The organism is Streptomyces sp. JN8 (assembly GCF_055808075.1).
Genome location: NZ_CM147852.1, coordinates 2,601,152 through 2,615,843, shown reverse-complemented (window position 1 = coordinate 2,615,843; position 14,692 = coordinate 2,601,152). Strand labels below are relative to the sequence as shown.

Genomic DNA, 14,692 nt, shown 5'->3' with positions numbered 1-14,692 from the left:
TATTAAGTCACATGACATCGGCTATTGACTTAGAAACTTGAAGGCATAGTCTCTGCAACGTTGCTTTAACCTTCACGTGGTGGGCGGCGTGAAGTTGTGCGCCACTGGAAGGGTTTCCCCCCATCGAGGAGTCCATGTGTCCAATACCGCGCAGGCGCCCACGCCGCCGCCTTCCGGCGGCCGCACCGCACATCCGGACCACCTCGGCCACGTCATCTTCATCACCGCCTCCGCGGCGATGGGCGGATTCCTCTTCGGCTACGACAGCTCCGTCATCAACGGCGCCGTCGAGGCGATCCGCGACCGCTACGACATCGGCTCCGGCACCCTCGCCCAGGTCATCGCCATCGCCCTGATCGGCTGTGCGATCGGCGCCGCCACGGCCGGCCGGATCGCCGACCGCATCGGCCGCATCCGCTGCATGCAGATCTCCGCGGTGCTCTTCGCCGTCAGCGCCGTCGGATCCGCGCTGCCCTTCGCCCTCTGGGACCTCGCCCTCTGGCGGATCATCGGCGGCTTCGCCATCGGCATGGCCTCCGTCATCGGCCCGGCGTACATCGCCGAGGTCGCCCCCGCCGCCTACCGCGGCCGCCTCGGCTCCTTCCAGCAGGCCGCCATCGTCATCGGCATCGCCGTCTCCCAGCTGGTGAACTACGGCATCCTCCAGCTCGCCGACGGCGACCAGCGCGGCGAGATCGGCGGCCTGGAGGCCTGGCAGTGGATGCTCGGCGTCATGGTCGTGCCCGCCGTCCTCTACGGCATGCTCTCCTTCGCCATCCCCGAGTCCCCCCGCTTCCTCATCTCGGTCGGGCGCAACGAGCGGGCCAAGGAGGTCCTCGCCGAGGTCGAGGGCAAGGGCGTCGACCTCGACGCGCGCGTCGCCGAGATCGACCGGGCCATGCGCAGCGAGCACAAGTCCACCTTCAAGGACCTGCTCGCCGCCGGCTCCCGCTTCCGGCTCCTGCCCATCGTCTGGGTCGGCATCGGACTCTCGGTCTTCCAGCAGCTCGTCGGCATCAACGTCGCGTTCTACTACTCGGCGACGCTCTGGCAGTCCGTCGGCATCGACCCGTCGAGCTCGTTCTTCTACTCGTTCACCACGTCGATCATCAACATCATCGGCACCGTGATCGCGATGGTCCTCGTCGACCGGGTCGGCCGCAAGCCGCTCGCCCTCGTCGGCTCCATCGGCATGGCGATCGCCCTCGCCTTCGAGGCCTGGGCCTTCTCGGCCGACCTCGTCGACGGCAAGCTGCCCGAGACGCAGGGCGTCGTGGCGCTCGTCGCCGCACACGTCTTCGTGCTCTTCTTCGCCCTCTCGTGGGGCGTGGTGGTCTGGGTCTTCCTCGGCGAGATGTTCCCCAACCGGATCCGCGCCGCCGCCCTCGGCGTCGCCGCCTCCGCCCAGTGGATCGCCAACTGGGCCATCACGGCCAGCTTCCCGTCCCTCGCGGACTGGAACCTGTCCGGCACCTACGTCATCTACACGGTCTTCGCCGTGCTCTCGATCCCCTTCGTGCTCCGGTACGTCAAGGAGACCAAGGGCAAGGCGTTGGAGGAGATGGGCTAATCCCCGCTGCCCCTCTCCTCACCCACGGAACTGCCCCGGTCCCCGGCCCCACGCCCGGGACCGGGGCAGTACGTGCGTCCCCGGGGGCGCCGCACCGTCCGAGCCGTCATCCCGCGAGCCGCGGCACCACGGCGTCGCAGAACAGCCGGACGCTCCGCCACCCCTCCTCCAGCGGCATCCCGCCGCACAGCGGATGCAGCACGAGGCTCTCCGGATCGAGCGCCAGGCACTCCTCCGGGGTCACGACCCGGTAGACCCCCTCGGCGCGCAGCTCCGCCACCGTCGTCGCCGTCGACCGCACCGCCGAGCGGATGTCCTTCGACTGCCAGGAGGCGTACGTCCGGGCCTCGTGCAGGAAGTGCTCCCCGTGGACGGCCCAGGTCCGGTCCGGGTCCTCCGACAGGTGCAGCAGCGGCGTCACCTCGGCCGGCATCATCGTCCAGCCCTCCGTGCCGTACTCCGCGCACCGCTCCCGGTAGTACGCCTCCAGCTCCGGCAGGTGCGCGCTGGGGAAGAACGGCAGTCCGAGCCGGGCCGCCCGCCGGGCCGCCGCCCGGGAGGACCCCCCGACCAGCAGCAGTGGATGCGGCTGGGTGAAGGGCCGCGGGGTGACCCGTACCGTACGGCCCCCGTAGGTGAACGGCTCCCCGGTCCAGGCCGTGAGCAGCGTCTCCAGGAGCAGGTCCTGCAGCTTCCCGCGCCGCCCCCAGTCGACGCCCCGCTCCTCGTACTCCTCCGGGCGGTAGCCGATGCCCGCCACCGTCACCAGGCGCCCGCCGCTCAGCAGGTCGAGGACGGCGATGTCCTCGGCGAGCCGCAGCGGGTCGTGCAGCGGGCCGATGATCGCGGAGACCGTCACGGCGATCCGCCGGGTGGCGCCGAAGACCGCTCCCGCGAAGGCGAAGGGGGAGGGCAGCCAGTTGTTCGCGACGCCGTGGTGCTCCTCGGTCTGCACGGTGTCGACCCCGTGGGCGTCGGCGTACGCGGCCATCTCGACGGCGGCGCGGTAGCGGGCGGAGAGGGACTCGGGGGTCGCGCGGGGATCGACGAGGTTGAACCGTACGACGGTGAACGGCATGGGAAGTCCCCCTCCGCTGGTGGGATACCGGCGAAGGGGGACGCTATCTGACGTTGCGTCAGATGGAAACGGTCTCGCGCGTCCCGGCGGGCTCCGCGGGCGTCGCGGACCCGGCGGACGGCGTCCGCGGCAGGACGGCGTACAGCAGGCCCGCCACCACGATCGTCGCCGCCCAGCCCAGGCCGTTCTCACCGATCCAGGAGGAGGCGAGCGGGCCGGAGAACCAGTCGACCTTCGTGAAGAGGAGACCCGCGAGGAGCGCGACCGCCCAGGCCGTCATCGCCTGCCAGGCGAAACCGCCCCGGTACCAGTACGCGCTGGTGCGGGTGGTGTCCATGAGCGCCGTCGCGTCGTACGACCGGCGCCGCAGCATGTCCACGCCGAAGACGCCGATCCAGGCCGAGAACGCCACCGCGAGCAGCGTCAGGAAGGAGATGAACGAGCCGATGAAGCTGGTCGCCACCACCATGAGCAGGAAGCCGAAGACCAGGCTGATCACCGCGTTGACGCTGACCGCCGCCGCGCGCGAGACCTTGATGCCCAGCGTCTGGGCGGTGAACCCGGCCGAGTACATCGACATCGAGTTGATCAGGAGCATCCCGATCAGGGCGATCACCAGGTACGGCACCGAGATCCACATCGGCAGCAGCTCGCCGATGAAGGAGACCGGGTCCTGCGCGGAGGCCAGGTCCGGGGTCGACACCGCCATGACCGCGCCCATCAGGACCATCGGCAGCACCACGATCCCCGCGCCGCCGACCGTGGAGCCGACCATCGCCCGCGACGAGGCCGTGCGGGGCAGGTAGCGGGTGAAGTCGGGGCCCGAGGGGACCCAGCTGATGCCGCCCGCCGCGATCGTGCCGATGCCCGCGATCATCATGGCCGTGGAGCCGGCCGGCTTGGCGAAGACCGCCGACCAGTCGGTGTTCGCCACCAGGTAGACCAGGACGAGCACCGAGAAGGCCCCGAAGAGGTACGTGGACCACTTGCTGCACACCCGGAGCGCGTTGATGCCGAGGCCCGAGACGAGGAACGTGCAGGTGACGAAGAGCAGCAGCGTCACCACGATGAGGACGGTGTTCGACCTCACACCGAAGAGCAGGTCGAGCACGGTCAGCACCGCGTACGCGCCGGTGACCGCGTTGATGGTCTCCCAGCCCCACCGGGCCACCCAGATCAGCGCACCGGGAAAAAGGTTTCCGCGCTGACCGAACACCGCCCGGGACAGCGCCATCCCGGGGGCGCCGCCCCGCTTGCCGGCGATCGAGATCAGCCCGACGATCCCGTACGAGAGGACCGGCGCGGCGACCGCCACGGCCAGGACCTGCCAGAAGTTGAGGCCGTTGAAGACGATCAGGCCGGCGCCCATCGTGAGCAGCAGCACACTGATGTTGGCCGCGACCCAGGTCGGGAAGAGCTCGCGGACCCGCCCGGTCCGCTCGTCGTCGGGGACGGGTTCGAGACCGCGGGTCTCCAAAGCGCCGTCGTGCGTCGCGCCTGCGGCTTCGGAGGCGTCGTGGGGCATGGGGGTACTCCGTACAGATGTGGGGGGAACCCACCCAGCGTACGTGCTCTTTCTCCGGTCCCTTCGTGGCCGATACTGGTCGGGTTATGGAACTCATCCTTGCTGTAGTCATCGCTCTGGTCGTCGCGGTCGCCGTGACGAGCGGGCTCGTGATCAGCGGTCGCAAGAAGAAGCAGCTGCCGCCGGCCGAGCCGCCGTCCACCACGCCGACCGTCACCGCTCCGCCCGCCGAGCCGCACGTCGGCGAGGAGGCGGAGACACCGCGGGAGGAACCACGCCGCACGGTCGAGGAGGTCCGGCTCCCGGCCGAGGAGGCCGTCGAGACGCCCACCGCCGTCGAGGACCCCGTCGTCGCCCCGCCCGAGGCCCCCGAGATCGAGGTCCCCGAGCCCACCGCGGGCCGTCTCGTGCGGCTGCGGGCCCGGCTCGCCCGCTCGCAGACCTCGCTCGGCAAGGGGCTGCTCACGCTCCTGTCGCGCGAGCACCTCGACGAGGACACCTGGGAGGAGATCGAGGAGACCCTTCTCACGGCCGACGTCGGCGTCGCCCCCACCCAGGAGCTCGTCGAGCGGCTCCGCGAGCGGGTCCGGGTGCTCGGCACCCGCACCCCGGAGGAACTGCGCACCCTGCTCCGCGAGGAGCTCGTGCTCCTGCTCGGCCCCGACCTCGACCGGACCGTGCACACCGAGAGCCCCTCGGACGTGCCCGGCGTCGTCATGGTCGTCGGCGTCAACGGCACCGGGAAGACCACGACCACCGGCAAGCTGGCCCGTGTCCTCGTCGCCGACGGCAAGTCCGTCGTCCTCGGCGCGGCCGACACCTTCCGCGCCGCCGCCGCGGACCAGCTCCAGACCTGGGGCGAGCGCGTGGGCGCCCGCACCGTCCGGGGCCCGGAGGGCGGCGACCCGGCGTCGATCGCCTTCGACGCGGTCAAGGAGGGCATCGCCGAGGGCGCCGACGTCGTCCTCATCGACACCGCCGGCCGGCTCCACACCAAGACCGGCCTCATGGACGAGCTCGGCAAGGTCAAGCGCGTCGTCGAGAAGCACGGCCCGCTCGACGAGGTCCTGCTCGTCCTGGACGCCACCACCGGCCAGAACGGTCTGATCCAGGCCCGCGTCTTCGCCGAGGTCGTCGACATCACCGGCATCGTGCTCACCAAGCTCGACGGCACCGCCAAGGGCGGCATCGTCGTGGCCGTCCAGCGCGAGCTGGGCGTCCCGGTCAAGCTGATCGGCCTGGGCGAGGGCCCGGACGACCTGGCGCCCTTCGAGCCGGGCGCCTTCGTGGACGCCCTGATCGGCGACTGACCGCCGGCCGCGCGCACGCGTGAGGGCCCCCGCCACCTCGTGGCGGGGGCCCTCGTGTCGGTACGGGTCCGGTGCGGCCCCCGGTTCGGCGGCCGGTGCCGCCGGCCCGCTCAGAAGTGGGTGCGGTGGCAGATGTACGCCAGGGTCCCGAGCAGCAGCCGCGCCTGCGGCGGGGCGCCCGCCGTGTCCAGCGTCGGGGGCCGCAGCCAGCGCACCGGACCGAGGCCGCCGAGGTCCGACGGGGGAGCGGTGACGTGGGCGCCGGGGCCCAGGCAGTGCAGATCCAGATCGGCGTCGTCCCAGCCCATCCGGTAGAGCAGCTGCGGAAGCGCCGCCGCCGCCCCGGGGGCCACGAAGAACCGCGCCCGGCCGGTCGGCGTCGCGCACACCGGGCCGAGCGGCAGCCCCATCCGTTCGAGCCGTACGAGCGCCCGGCGGCCCGCGGCCTCGGCGACCTCGATCACGTCGAAGGCCCGCCCCACCGGGAGGAGCATCGCCGCGCCGGGGTACTCCGACCACGCCTTGGTCGCGTCGTCGAGTCCGGCGCCGGCCGGGACCGGTTCGGCGAAGGAGAGGGGGTGCGCTCCCGGGGCCGTACACGACGGATCCCCGCAGGAGCACTGGCCGGAGACCGCCCGCGCCCCGGGCACCACGTCCCAGCCCCACAGCCCTGTGTACTCGGCCACCGCTGTGCACTCCGTGGCGCGAACGCGGCGACGAGCGCCGGACCGCATCTCACGAATGCCGCCGATCGTGAAACCCATGTCCCCTCCAACGGGTCGAGCGCGCCGGTGGTTACGACCCGAAGCATAGTCGTCACCCTGCGTCACGGTCTGTCGCCGGGGGTGGCGCACTGTCGTGTACGGGGTGGTGCGGACCGGTGCGCGCGCCTCTCCGCGCTTCCGTCCGCCGACTCGGGTTCGTCGCATGTCAAGTGAATCGCGTTCCACGGGCGGCGAGTTCATTCGAAGGGGTGGCGAATGGTGGCGTTTCTTGAATCGCCCTCGTGGAGGGGTGATCGTAGGATTACTTTCGGTACTCGAACCCCGCGGTCGTCTGCACCCGCGGGTATGCCGGAGGCAACCCGGTTTCCAGTTCGAAGGAGTGCGAACGCCGGACGGGTGCCGCGAGACGCGGCATTCTGGTAGGGGTTCAGGTGACAGGCGATCAGGTGAATGGGGGCGTTCCAGTGGGCGGCAACGGCGCAGAGGGTACGACTGCCGGGAAGCGCCCGAACGAGCAGCTGGGCTCGTGGTTCGTGCGCAGCGGCTGGTCGAAGGGCGAACTCGCGCGCCAGGTCAACCGCCGGGCACGCCAGATGGGCGCGCACCACATCTCCACCGACACCTCGCGGGTCCGCCGCTGGCTCGACGGCGAGCAGCCGCGCGAGCCCATCCCGCGGATCCTGTCGGAGCTGTTCTCCGAGCGTTTCGGCTCCGTCGTCGCCGTCGAGGACCTCGGCCTGCGCACCGCCCACCAGTCGCCGTCCGTCTCCGGCGTCGACCTGCCCTGGGCCGGACCGCAGACGGTCGCCCTGCTCGGCGAGTTCTCCCGCAGCGACCTCATGCTCGCCCGCCGCGGCTTCCTCGGCTCCTCCCTGTCGCTCGCCGCCGGCCCCGCCCTCATCGAGCCGATGCAGCGCTGGCTCGTCCCCACCCCCGCGGGCGACCTCGAACGCCCCGACGCGCTCTCCGACGCCCGCCGCCCCAACCGGCTCTCCGAGATCGAACTCGACCTCCTCGAATCCACCACGGCCATGTTCCGCAAGTGGGACGCCCAGTGCGGCGGGGGACTGCGCCGCAAGGCCGTCGTCGGACAGCTCCACGAGGTCACCGACCTCCTCCAGGAGCCGCAGCCGGCCGCCACCGCCAAGCGCCTCTTCACCTGCGCCGCCGAACTCGCCGAACTCGCCGGCTGGATGAGCTACGACGTGGGCCTCCAGCCCACCGCCCAGAAGTACTTCGTGCTCGCCCTGCACGCGGCCAAGGAAGCCGGCGACAAGCCCCTCGGCTCGTACATCCTGTCCTCGATGAGCCGCCAGATGATCCACCTGGGCCGGCCCGACGACGCCCTCGAACTCATCCACCTCGCCCAGTACGGCAGTCGGGACTGCGCCACCGCCCGCACCCAGGCCATGCTGTATGCGATGGAGGCCCGCGCCTACGCCAACATGGGCCAGCCCTCGAAGTGCAAGCGGGCCGTCCGGATGGCCGAGGACACCTTCGCCGACGTCGGCCTCGACGGCGAGCCCGAGCCCGACTGGATCGGCTTCTTCTCCGAGGCCGAGCTCAACGGCGAGAACTCCCACTCCTACCGCGACCTCGCCTACGTCGCCGGACGCTCCCCGACCTACGCCTCCCTCGCCGAGCCCGTCATGGAACGGGCCGTCGAGCTCTTCGAGAAGGACGCCGACCACCAGCGGTCCTACGCCCTGAACCTCATCGGCATGGCCACCGTCCACCTCCTCAAGCGCGAGCCCGAGCAGTCCGTCGTCCTCGCCGAGAAGGCCCTCGGAGTCGCCCGCAGCATCCGTTCCGAGCGGGTCAACACCCGGCTCCGCAAGACCGTCGACCACGCCGCCCGCAACTTCAGCGACGTCGCCGAGGTCGTCCACCTCACCGACCGGCTCACCCAGCTGCTCCCCGAGGCCGCCGAAGCGGTCTGACCCGTCCGGCGCCCCGGCGCCGCCCCGCACTCCGGCCGTGCCGGCCGTCCCGTACTGCCCGACTCGGCTCCCCCGCCGCAAGGTCACACGGACGCCGGCGCGGCCGGTCCCGCGTCTCCGGACCCCCGGGTTTCGCGTCCCCGACCCCCCCGGGTCCCGTGCCCCCGGCCCCCGGGTCCCGTGCCCCCCGGCCCCCCGGGCCCCGCGTCTCCGGACCCCGCGCCGCCCCCGTGCCCGGGCCATGCGCCACCCCGTGCCCGGGCCATGCGCCACCCCGTGCCCGGGCCCGCCATCCCGTGCGGAGGGTACGGGCGCCGCCCCGCCGCCACGGAGCCGTTCACGGTCGCGTAACACGCCCCACCCCTTCGTCACCGCTCCGAAACATCGAGCGGCATCGGCGGAAACGGCCCTGCGCGAATCTCTGGCGCATAACCGGCCACCCCTCACGGCCGCAGCCGCCCGCCGGCCCCGCCCCCGCACAGGCCGCATTCGACGACGAGGAGACGCCGATGGCACCAGCCATCACGACCCTGGCAGCAGACGCCCCCGAGCTGTCCGCCGCCAACACCGGGTTCATGCTCATCTGCTCCGCCCTGGTCATGCTGATGACCCCGGCGCTCGCCTTCTTCTACGGAGGCATGGTCCGCGTCAAGTCCACCCTCAACATGCTGATGATGAGCTTCATCAGCCTCGGGATCGTCACGATCCTCTGGGTCCTCTACGGCTTCAGCCTCGCCTTCGGCACCGACTCGGGCTCGATCATCGGCTGGTCCTCCGACTACGTCGGCCTCAGCGGCATCGGCGTCACCGAGCTCTGGGACGGCTACACCATCCCGGTGTACGTCTTCGCCGTCTTCCAGCTGATGTTCGCGATCCTCACCCCGGCCCTGATCAGCGGCGCCCTCGCGGACCGCGTCAAGTTCACCGCCTGGGCCCTCTTCATCGCCCTCTGGGTCACCGTCGTCTACTTCCCCGTCGCCCACTGGGTCTGGGGCTCCGGCGGCTGGCTCTTCGAGATGGGCGTCATCGACTTCGCCGGCGGCACCGCCGTCCACATCAACGCCGGCGCCGCGGCCCTCGGCGTCATCCTCGTCATCGGCAAGCGCGTCGGCTTCAAGAAGGACCCGATGCGCCCGCACAGCCTCCCGCTGGTCATGCTCGGCGCCGGTCTCCTCTGGTTCGGCTGGTTCGGCTTCAACGCCGGATCCTGGCTCGGCAACGACGACGGCGTCGGCGCGGTGATGTTCGTCAACACCCAGGTCGCCACCGCCGCCGCCATGCTCGCCTGGCTGGCCTACGAGAAGATCCGCCACGGCTCCTTCACCACCCTGGGCGCCGCCTCCGGCGCCGTCGCCGGCCTCGTCGCCATCACCCCGGCCGGCGGCGCGGTCAGCCCGCTCGGCGCGATCGCCGTCGGCGCCATCGCCGGCCTCCTCTGCGCCATGGCCGTCGGCCTCAAGTACCGGTTCGGCTACGACGACTCCCTCGACGTCATCGGCGTCCACCTCGTCGGCGGTGTCCTCGGCTCCCTCCTCGTCGGCCTCTTCGCCACCGGCGGCGTCCAGTCCGACGCCAAGGGCCTCTTCTACGGCGGCGGCCTGGAGCAGCTGGGCAAGCAGGCCGTGGGCGTCGTCGCCGTCCTCGCCTACTCTCTGATCGCCTCCGCGGTCCTCGCGCTGATCATCGACAAGACGATGGGCATGAGGGTCAGCGAGGACGACGAGGTCTCCGGCATCGACCAGGTCGAGCACGCCGAGACCGCGTACGACTTCAGCGGAGCCGGCGGCGGCGCGTCCTCGCGCTCCACCGCCGTCGCCCCCGCCCCGGCCGTCACGGAGAACAAGAAGGTGGACGCATGAAGCTCATCACCGCGGTCGTGAAGCCGCACCGGCTCGACGAGATCAAGGAGGCCCTGCAGGCGTTCGGCGTCCACGGCCTCACGGTCACCGAGGCCAGCGGCTACGGCCGCCAGCGCGGCCACACCGAGGTCTACCGGGGCGCCGAGTACACCGTCGACCTGGTCCCCAAGATCCGCATCGAGGTCCTCGTCGAGGACGAGGACGCCGAACAGCTCATCGACGTCGTCGTGAAGGCCGCCCGAACCGGCAAGATCGGAGACGGCAAGGTGTGGAGCGTGCCGGTGGAGACCGCCGTACGCGTCCGCACCGGCGAACGCGGCCCGGACGCCCTGTAAGCAGCGGTCCGGACGCACCGTACGCACACGAAGGAGCCGCCGGGTGACGAGCCTCGAAGTCAGCGAAGAGACCGAAGAATCGGGACCCGGCGGTTACGCGGCGGCCCGGCTGCTCCTCCTCCACGAGAAGGAGCGGTCCGGGCCGCCGCGCCGTGCCGCCCTCGCCCGGCTCACCGACGAATGGCTGGCCGCGCTCTTCGCGGCCGCCGCCCCACCCCGCGGGGTCGCCCTCGTCGCCGTCGGCGGCTACGGCCGGGCCGAGCTCTCCCCGCGCAGCGACCTCGACCTCCTCCTGCTCCACGACGGGAGCGCCGACAAGGCCGCGATCGCCGCCCTCGCCGACCGCCTCTGGTACCCGGTCTGGGACCTCGGGCTCGCCCTCGACCACTCCGTGCGCACCGCCGCCGAGGCCCGCGCCACCGCCGCCGACGACCTCAAGGTCCACCTCGGCCTCCTCGACGCCCGGCCCGTCGCCGGCGACCACGGACTCGTCGCCGCCCTGCGCACCACCGTCCTCGCCGACTGGCGCAACCAGGCCCCCGCCCGCCTCCCGGAGCTCGACGCGCTCTGCCGCGAGCGCGCCGAGCGCATGGGCGAGCTGCAGTTCCTCCTCGAACCCGACCTCAAGGAGGCCCGGGGCGGCCTCCGCGACGTCCAGGCACTCCGCGCCGTCGCCGCCTCCTGGCTCGCCGACGCACCCCGCGAGGGCCTCGACGCCGCCCGCCGCCGCCTCCTCGACGCCCGCGACGCCCTCCACCTCACCACCGGCCGCGCCACCGACCGGCTCGCCCTCCAGGAGCAGGACGCCGTCGCCGCCGAACTCGGCCTCCTCGACGCCGACACCCTGCTCCGCGAGGTCTACGAGGCCGCCCGGACGATCTCGTACGCCACCGACGTCACCTGGCGCGAGGTCAACCGGGTCCTCAAGGCCCGCTCCGCCCGGCCCCGGCTCCGCGCCCTCCTCGGCGGCCGGGGCGGTACCGGCCGCGGCGCCGGGAAACCGCCCGTCGAGCGCACCCCGCTCGCCGAGGGCGTCGTCGAGATGGACGGCGAGGTCGTCCTCGCCCTCTCCGCCCGGCCCGAACGCGACCCCGTCCTGCCCCTGCGGGCCGCCGCGGCGGCCGCCCAGTCCGCCCTGCCGCTCTCCCTGCACGCGGTCCGCCGCCTGGCCGCCACCGCGCCCCCGCTGCCCGTGCCCTGGCCCGCCGAGGCACGCGAGGAACTGGTCACCCTGCTCGGCGCGGGCGAGGCCACGGTCCCCGTCTGGGAGGCCCTCGAAGCCGAGGGCATCGTCACCCGCCTCCTCCCCGACTGGGAGCGCGTCCGCTGCCGCCCCCAGCGCAACCCCGTCCACACCTGGACCGTCGACCGCCACCTCGTCGAGACCGCCGTCCGCGCCGCCTCGCTCACCCGCCGCGTCGGCCGCCCCGACCTCCTCCTCGTCGCCGCCCTCCTCCACGACATCGGCAAGGGCTGGCCCGGCGACCACTCCGTCGCCGGCGAGACCATCGCCCGCGACCTCGCCACCCGGATCGGCTTCGACCGCACCGACGTCACCACCCTCGCCACCGCCGTCCGCCACCACCTCCTCCTCGTGGAGACCGCCACCCGCCGCGACCTCGACGACCCCGCCACCGTCCGCGCCGTCGCCACCGCGGTCGGCTCCGTCGGCACCCTGGAGCTCCTGCACGCCCTCACCGAGGCCGACGCCCTCGCCACCGGACCCGCCGCCTGGTCCGCCTGGCGCGCCTCCCTCGTCGCCGACCTGGTCAAGCGGGTCGCCGGCGTCCTGGCGGGGGAGACCCCGCCCGACCCCGAGGCCGCCGCACCCAGCGCCGAACAGGAACGGCTCGCCATCGAGGCCCTGCGCACCGGCGAACCCGTCCTCGCCCTCCGCACCGAACCGGTCGCCGGAGAACCCGAGGAACCCGAACCCGTCGGCGTGGAACTCGTCATCGCCCTGCCCGACCGGCCCGGCGTCCTGCCCGCCGTCGCCGGCGTCCTCGCCCTGCACCGGCTCACCGTCCGCGCCGCCGACCTGCGCGCCGTCGACCTCCCCGGCGGTCTCGGGGCGGGGGAGGGGCCCGTCCTCGTCCTCGACTGGCGGGTCGCCGCCGAGTACGGCTCCCTGCCCGAGGCCGCCCGGCTCCGGGCCGACCTCGTCCGCGCCCTCGACGGCTCCCTCGACATCCCCGCCCGGCTCGCCGAGCGCGAGGCCGCCTACCCCCGCCGGCGCGGCCTCACCGCCCCGCCGCCCCGCGTCACCGTCGCCGCCGCGGACTCCCGCCTCGCCACCGTCATCGAGGTCCGGGCCCAGGACGCGCCCGGCCTGCTCCACCGCATCGGCCGGGCCCTGGAGGGCGCGGAGGTACGGGTGCGCAGCGCGCACGTGTCGACGCTGGGCGCCAACGCCGTCGACACCCTGTACGTGACCCGCCCCGACGGCTCCCTCCTCCCCGACGAGGAGGCGATCGACCTGGCCCGGGCCCTGGAGTCGGAGCTGAGGTGACAGCGTGACGCGCCGACCTGCCCGTCGTTGAGCACGGAGTGCTCCCCGCCCGAGCGGGGGTGATCCGGTCGCTGCAAGGCGCTCGGAGAGCGTGTCCAACCTGCTCTCCGCCCACGCGGAGATCTGCTCCCGCCCACAGTTCTCGGTGGGCGGGAGCGATTCCTTTGCCGGGCCGGATACTCTGGAGGGCGATTCTCCGCCCCCGACCCCAAGGACCGACGAGCGCCGTGTTCGATACTCTCTCCGACCGCTTGGCGAATACCTTCAAGACCCTCCGGGGCAAAGGTCGCCTGTCCGAGGCGGACATCGACGCCACCGCCCGCGAGATCCGTATCGCGCTGCTCGAAGCGGATGTCGCCCTGCCGGTCGTCCGGTCCTTCATCAAGCAGGTCAAGGAGCGCGCCCTCGGCATCGAGGTCTCGCAGGCCCTGAACCCGGCCCAGCAGGTCATCAAGATCGTCAACGAGGAGCTCATCGGCATCCTCGGCGGCGAGACCCGGCGCCTGCGGTTCGCCAAGACCGCGCCCACCGTGATCATGCTCGCCGGCCTCCAGGGCGCCGGTAAGACCACCCTCGCCGGAAAGCTCGGCCTCTGGCTCAAGGGCCAGGGCCACTCCCCGCTGCTCGTCGCCTGCGACCTCCAGCGACCCAACGCCGTCACCCAGCTCGGCGTCGTCGCCGAGCGCGCGGGCGTCGCCTTCTACGGCCCGCAGCCGGGCAACGGCGTCGGCGACCCGGTCCAGGTCGCGAAGGACTCGATCGAGTTCGCCCGGACCAAGATGTACGACGTCGTGATCGTCGACACCGCCGGCCGCCTCGGCATCGACCAGGAGCTGATGCAGCAGGCCGCGGACATCCGCGACGCCGTCAGCCCCGACGAGGTCCTCTTCGTCGTCGACGCCATGATCGGTCAGGACGCGGTCAACACCGCCGAGGCCTTCCGCGACGGCGTCGGCTTCGACGGCGTCGTGCTCTCCAAGCTCGACGGCGACGCCCGCGGTGGTGCCGCCCTCTCCATCGCCCACGTCACGGGCAAGCAGATCATGTTCGCCTCCAACGGCGAGAAGCTGGACGAGTTCGACGCGTTCCACCCGGACCGCATGGCGTCCCGCATCCTCGGCATGGGCGACATGCTCTCCCTCATCGAGAAGGCGCAGCAGACCTTCGACGAGGAAGAGGCCGCCAAGATGGCCTCGAAGCTCGCGTCGAAGAAGGGCCAGGAGTTCACGCTCGACGACTTCCTGGCGCAGATGGAGCAGGTCCGCAAGATGGGCTCCATCTCGAAGCTGCTCGGCATGCTCCCGGGCATGGGCCAGATGAAGGAGCAGATCGCCAACATCGACGAGAAGGACGTCGACCGGACGGCCGCCATCATCAAGTCGATGACCCCGGGCGAGCGCCAGGACCCGACCATCATCAACGGCTCGCGCCGCGCCCGTATCGCCAAGGGCTCCGGCGTCGAGGTCAGCGCGGTCAAGGGCCTCGTCGAGCGGTTCTTCGAGGCCCGCAAGATGATGTCCCGCATGGCCCAGGGTGGCGGCCTCCCCGGCATGCCGGGCATGCCGGGCATGGGCGGCGGCCCCGGCCGGCAGAAGAAGCAGGTCAAGCAGGCCAAGGGCAAGCGCAAGAGCGGCAACCCGATGAAGCGGAAGGCCGAGGAGCAGGCCGCCGCCGAGCGCCGCGACCAGGCGCAGCAGGGCGGCGCCTTCGGCCTGCCGGCGCCGGGGCAGACCCCGAAGGACTTCGAGCTGCCGGACGAGTTCAAGAAGTTCATGAGCTGACGGACGTCCCGGGCCGCGCGCCCGGGACGGCGTGAGGGGCCCGTGGCGGGACGAAACCGC

Annotated in this window: 10 protein-coding genes; 7 read left to right on the top strand and 3 right to left on the bottom strand. The window is 72.3% G+C overall.

Annotated features, from left to right (window positions below):
- Nucleotides 1–136: 136 nt before the first annotated feature.
- The gene (locus tag ACY0MR_RS11105) at nucleotides 137–1,570 is read left to right on the top strand and encodes a sugar porter family MFS transporter (RefSeq protein WP_392205729.1); all 1,434 of its coding nucleotides are present in this window, start codon (nucleotides 137–139) and stop codon (nucleotides 1,568–1,570) included.
- A 106-nt stretch (nucleotides 1,571–1,676) separates the two neighbouring features.
- On the opposite strand, the gene ACY0MR_RS11100 is transcribed toward ACY0MR_RS11105, so the two are convergent.
- Together ACY0MR_RS11100 and ACY0MR_RS11095 are read right to left on the bottom strand one after the other, a co-directional pair.
- Nucleotides 1,677–2,648, bottom strand: a complete 972-nt coding sequence (locus ACY0MR_RS11100) for an LLM class flavin-dependent oxidoreductase (RefSeq protein ID WP_404085721.1) — start codon at nucleotides 2,646–2,648, stop codon at nucleotides 1,677–1,679.
- 58 nt (nucleotides 2,649–2,706) lie between these two features.
- Nucleotides 2,707–4,173, bottom strand: a complete 1,467-nt coding sequence (locus ACY0MR_RS11095) for a cytosine permease (protein ID WP_403317557.1) — start codon at nucleotides 4,171–4,173, stop codon at nucleotides 2,707–2,709.
- A gap of 86 nt (nucleotides 4,174–4,259) precedes the next feature.
- On the opposite strand from ACY0MR_RS11095, the gene ftsY reads away from it, so the two are divergent.
- Nucleotides 4,260–5,483, top strand: a complete 1,224-nt coding sequence (gene ftsY, locus ACY0MR_RS11090; RefSeq protein WP_361847155.1) for a signal recognition particle-docking protein FtsY — start codon at nucleotides 4,260–4,262, stop codon at nucleotides 5,481–5,483.
- Between the two features lie 110 nt (nucleotides 5,484–5,593).
- Here ftsY and ACY0MR_RS11085 read toward each other — a convergent pair whose 3' ends face one another.
- On the bottom strand, nucleotides 5,594–6,247 hold the full coding sequence (locus tag ACY0MR_RS11085; RefSeq protein ID WP_404085724.1) for a bifunctional DNA primase/polymerase: 654 nt from the start codon (nucleotides 6,245–6,247) through the stop codon (nucleotides 5,594–5,596).
- Between the two features lie 425 nt (nucleotides 6,248–6,672).
- Between ACY0MR_RS11085 and nsdA the strand changes: the two genes are divergently transcribed.
- The 5 genes from nsdA (at nucleotide 6,673) to ffh (ending at nucleotide 14,632) form a co-directional block, all read left to right on the top strand.
- The gene (nsdA, locus tag ACY0MR_RS11080; RefSeq protein WP_361847161.1) at nucleotides 6,673–8,148 is read left to right on the top strand and encodes a transcriptional repressor NsdA; all 1,476 of its coding nucleotides are present in this window, start codon (nucleotides 6,673–6,675) and stop codon (nucleotides 8,146–8,148) included.
- Between the two features lie 509 nt (nucleotides 8,149–8,657).
- Nucleotides 8,658–10,007, top strand: a complete 1,350-nt coding sequence (locus ACY0MR_RS11075; RefSeq protein WP_388793823.1) for an ammonium transporter — start codon at nucleotides 8,658–8,660, stop codon at nucleotides 10,005–10,007.
- Entirely contained in the window at nucleotides 10,004–10,342 is a 339-nt protein-coding gene (locus ACY0MR_RS11070; protein WP_015036464.1) for a P-II family nitrogen regulator, read from the top strand. Before ACY0MR_RS11075 ends, ACY0MR_RS11070 begins: the two co-directional genes overlap by 4 nt.
- Before the next feature lie 43 nt (nucleotides 10,343–10,385).
- Entirely contained in the window at nucleotides 10,386–12,851 is a 2,466-nt protein-coding gene (locus tag ACY0MR_RS11065; protein ID WP_388793826.1) for a [protein-PII] uridylyltransferase, read from the top strand.
- Nucleotides 12,852–13,078: 227 nt separating this feature from the next.
- Complete coding sequence (gene ffh / locus ACY0MR_RS11060; RefSeq protein WP_388793828.1) at nucleotides 13,079–14,632, top strand: signal recognition particle protein; 1,554 nt, start codon at nucleotides 13,079–13,081, stop codon at nucleotides 14,630–14,632.
- Nucleotides 14,633–14,692 lie beyond the last annotated feature (60 nt).

Excerpts from the sequence above, each read along its gene's own strand:
- ftsY (WP_361847155.1), top strand. The coding sequence starts at position 4,260 with ATGGAACTCATCCTTGCTGTAGTCATCGCTCTGGTCGTCGCGGTCGCC.
- ACY0MR_RS11100 (WP_404085721.1), bottom strand. The coding sequence starts at position 2,648 with ATGCCGTTCACCGTCGTACGGTTCAACCTCGTCGATCCCCGCGCGACC.
- ACY0MR_RS11095 (WP_403317557.1), bottom strand. The coding sequence starts at position 4,173 with ATGCCCCACGACGCCTCCGAAGCCGCAGGCGCGACGCACGACGGCGCT.
- ACY0MR_RS11075 (WP_388793823.1), top strand. The coding sequence starts at position 8,658 with ATGGCACCAGCCATCACGACCCTGGCAGCAGACGCCCCCGAGCTGTCC.
- ACY0MR_RS11070 (WP_015036464.1), top strand. The coding sequence starts at position 10,004 with ATGAAGCTCATCACCGCGGTCGTGAAGCCGCACCGGCTCGACGAGATC.
- ACY0MR_RS11085 (WP_404085724.1), bottom strand. The coding sequence starts at position 6,247 with ATGGGTTTCACGATCGGCGGCATTCGTGAGATGCGGTCCGGCGCTCGT.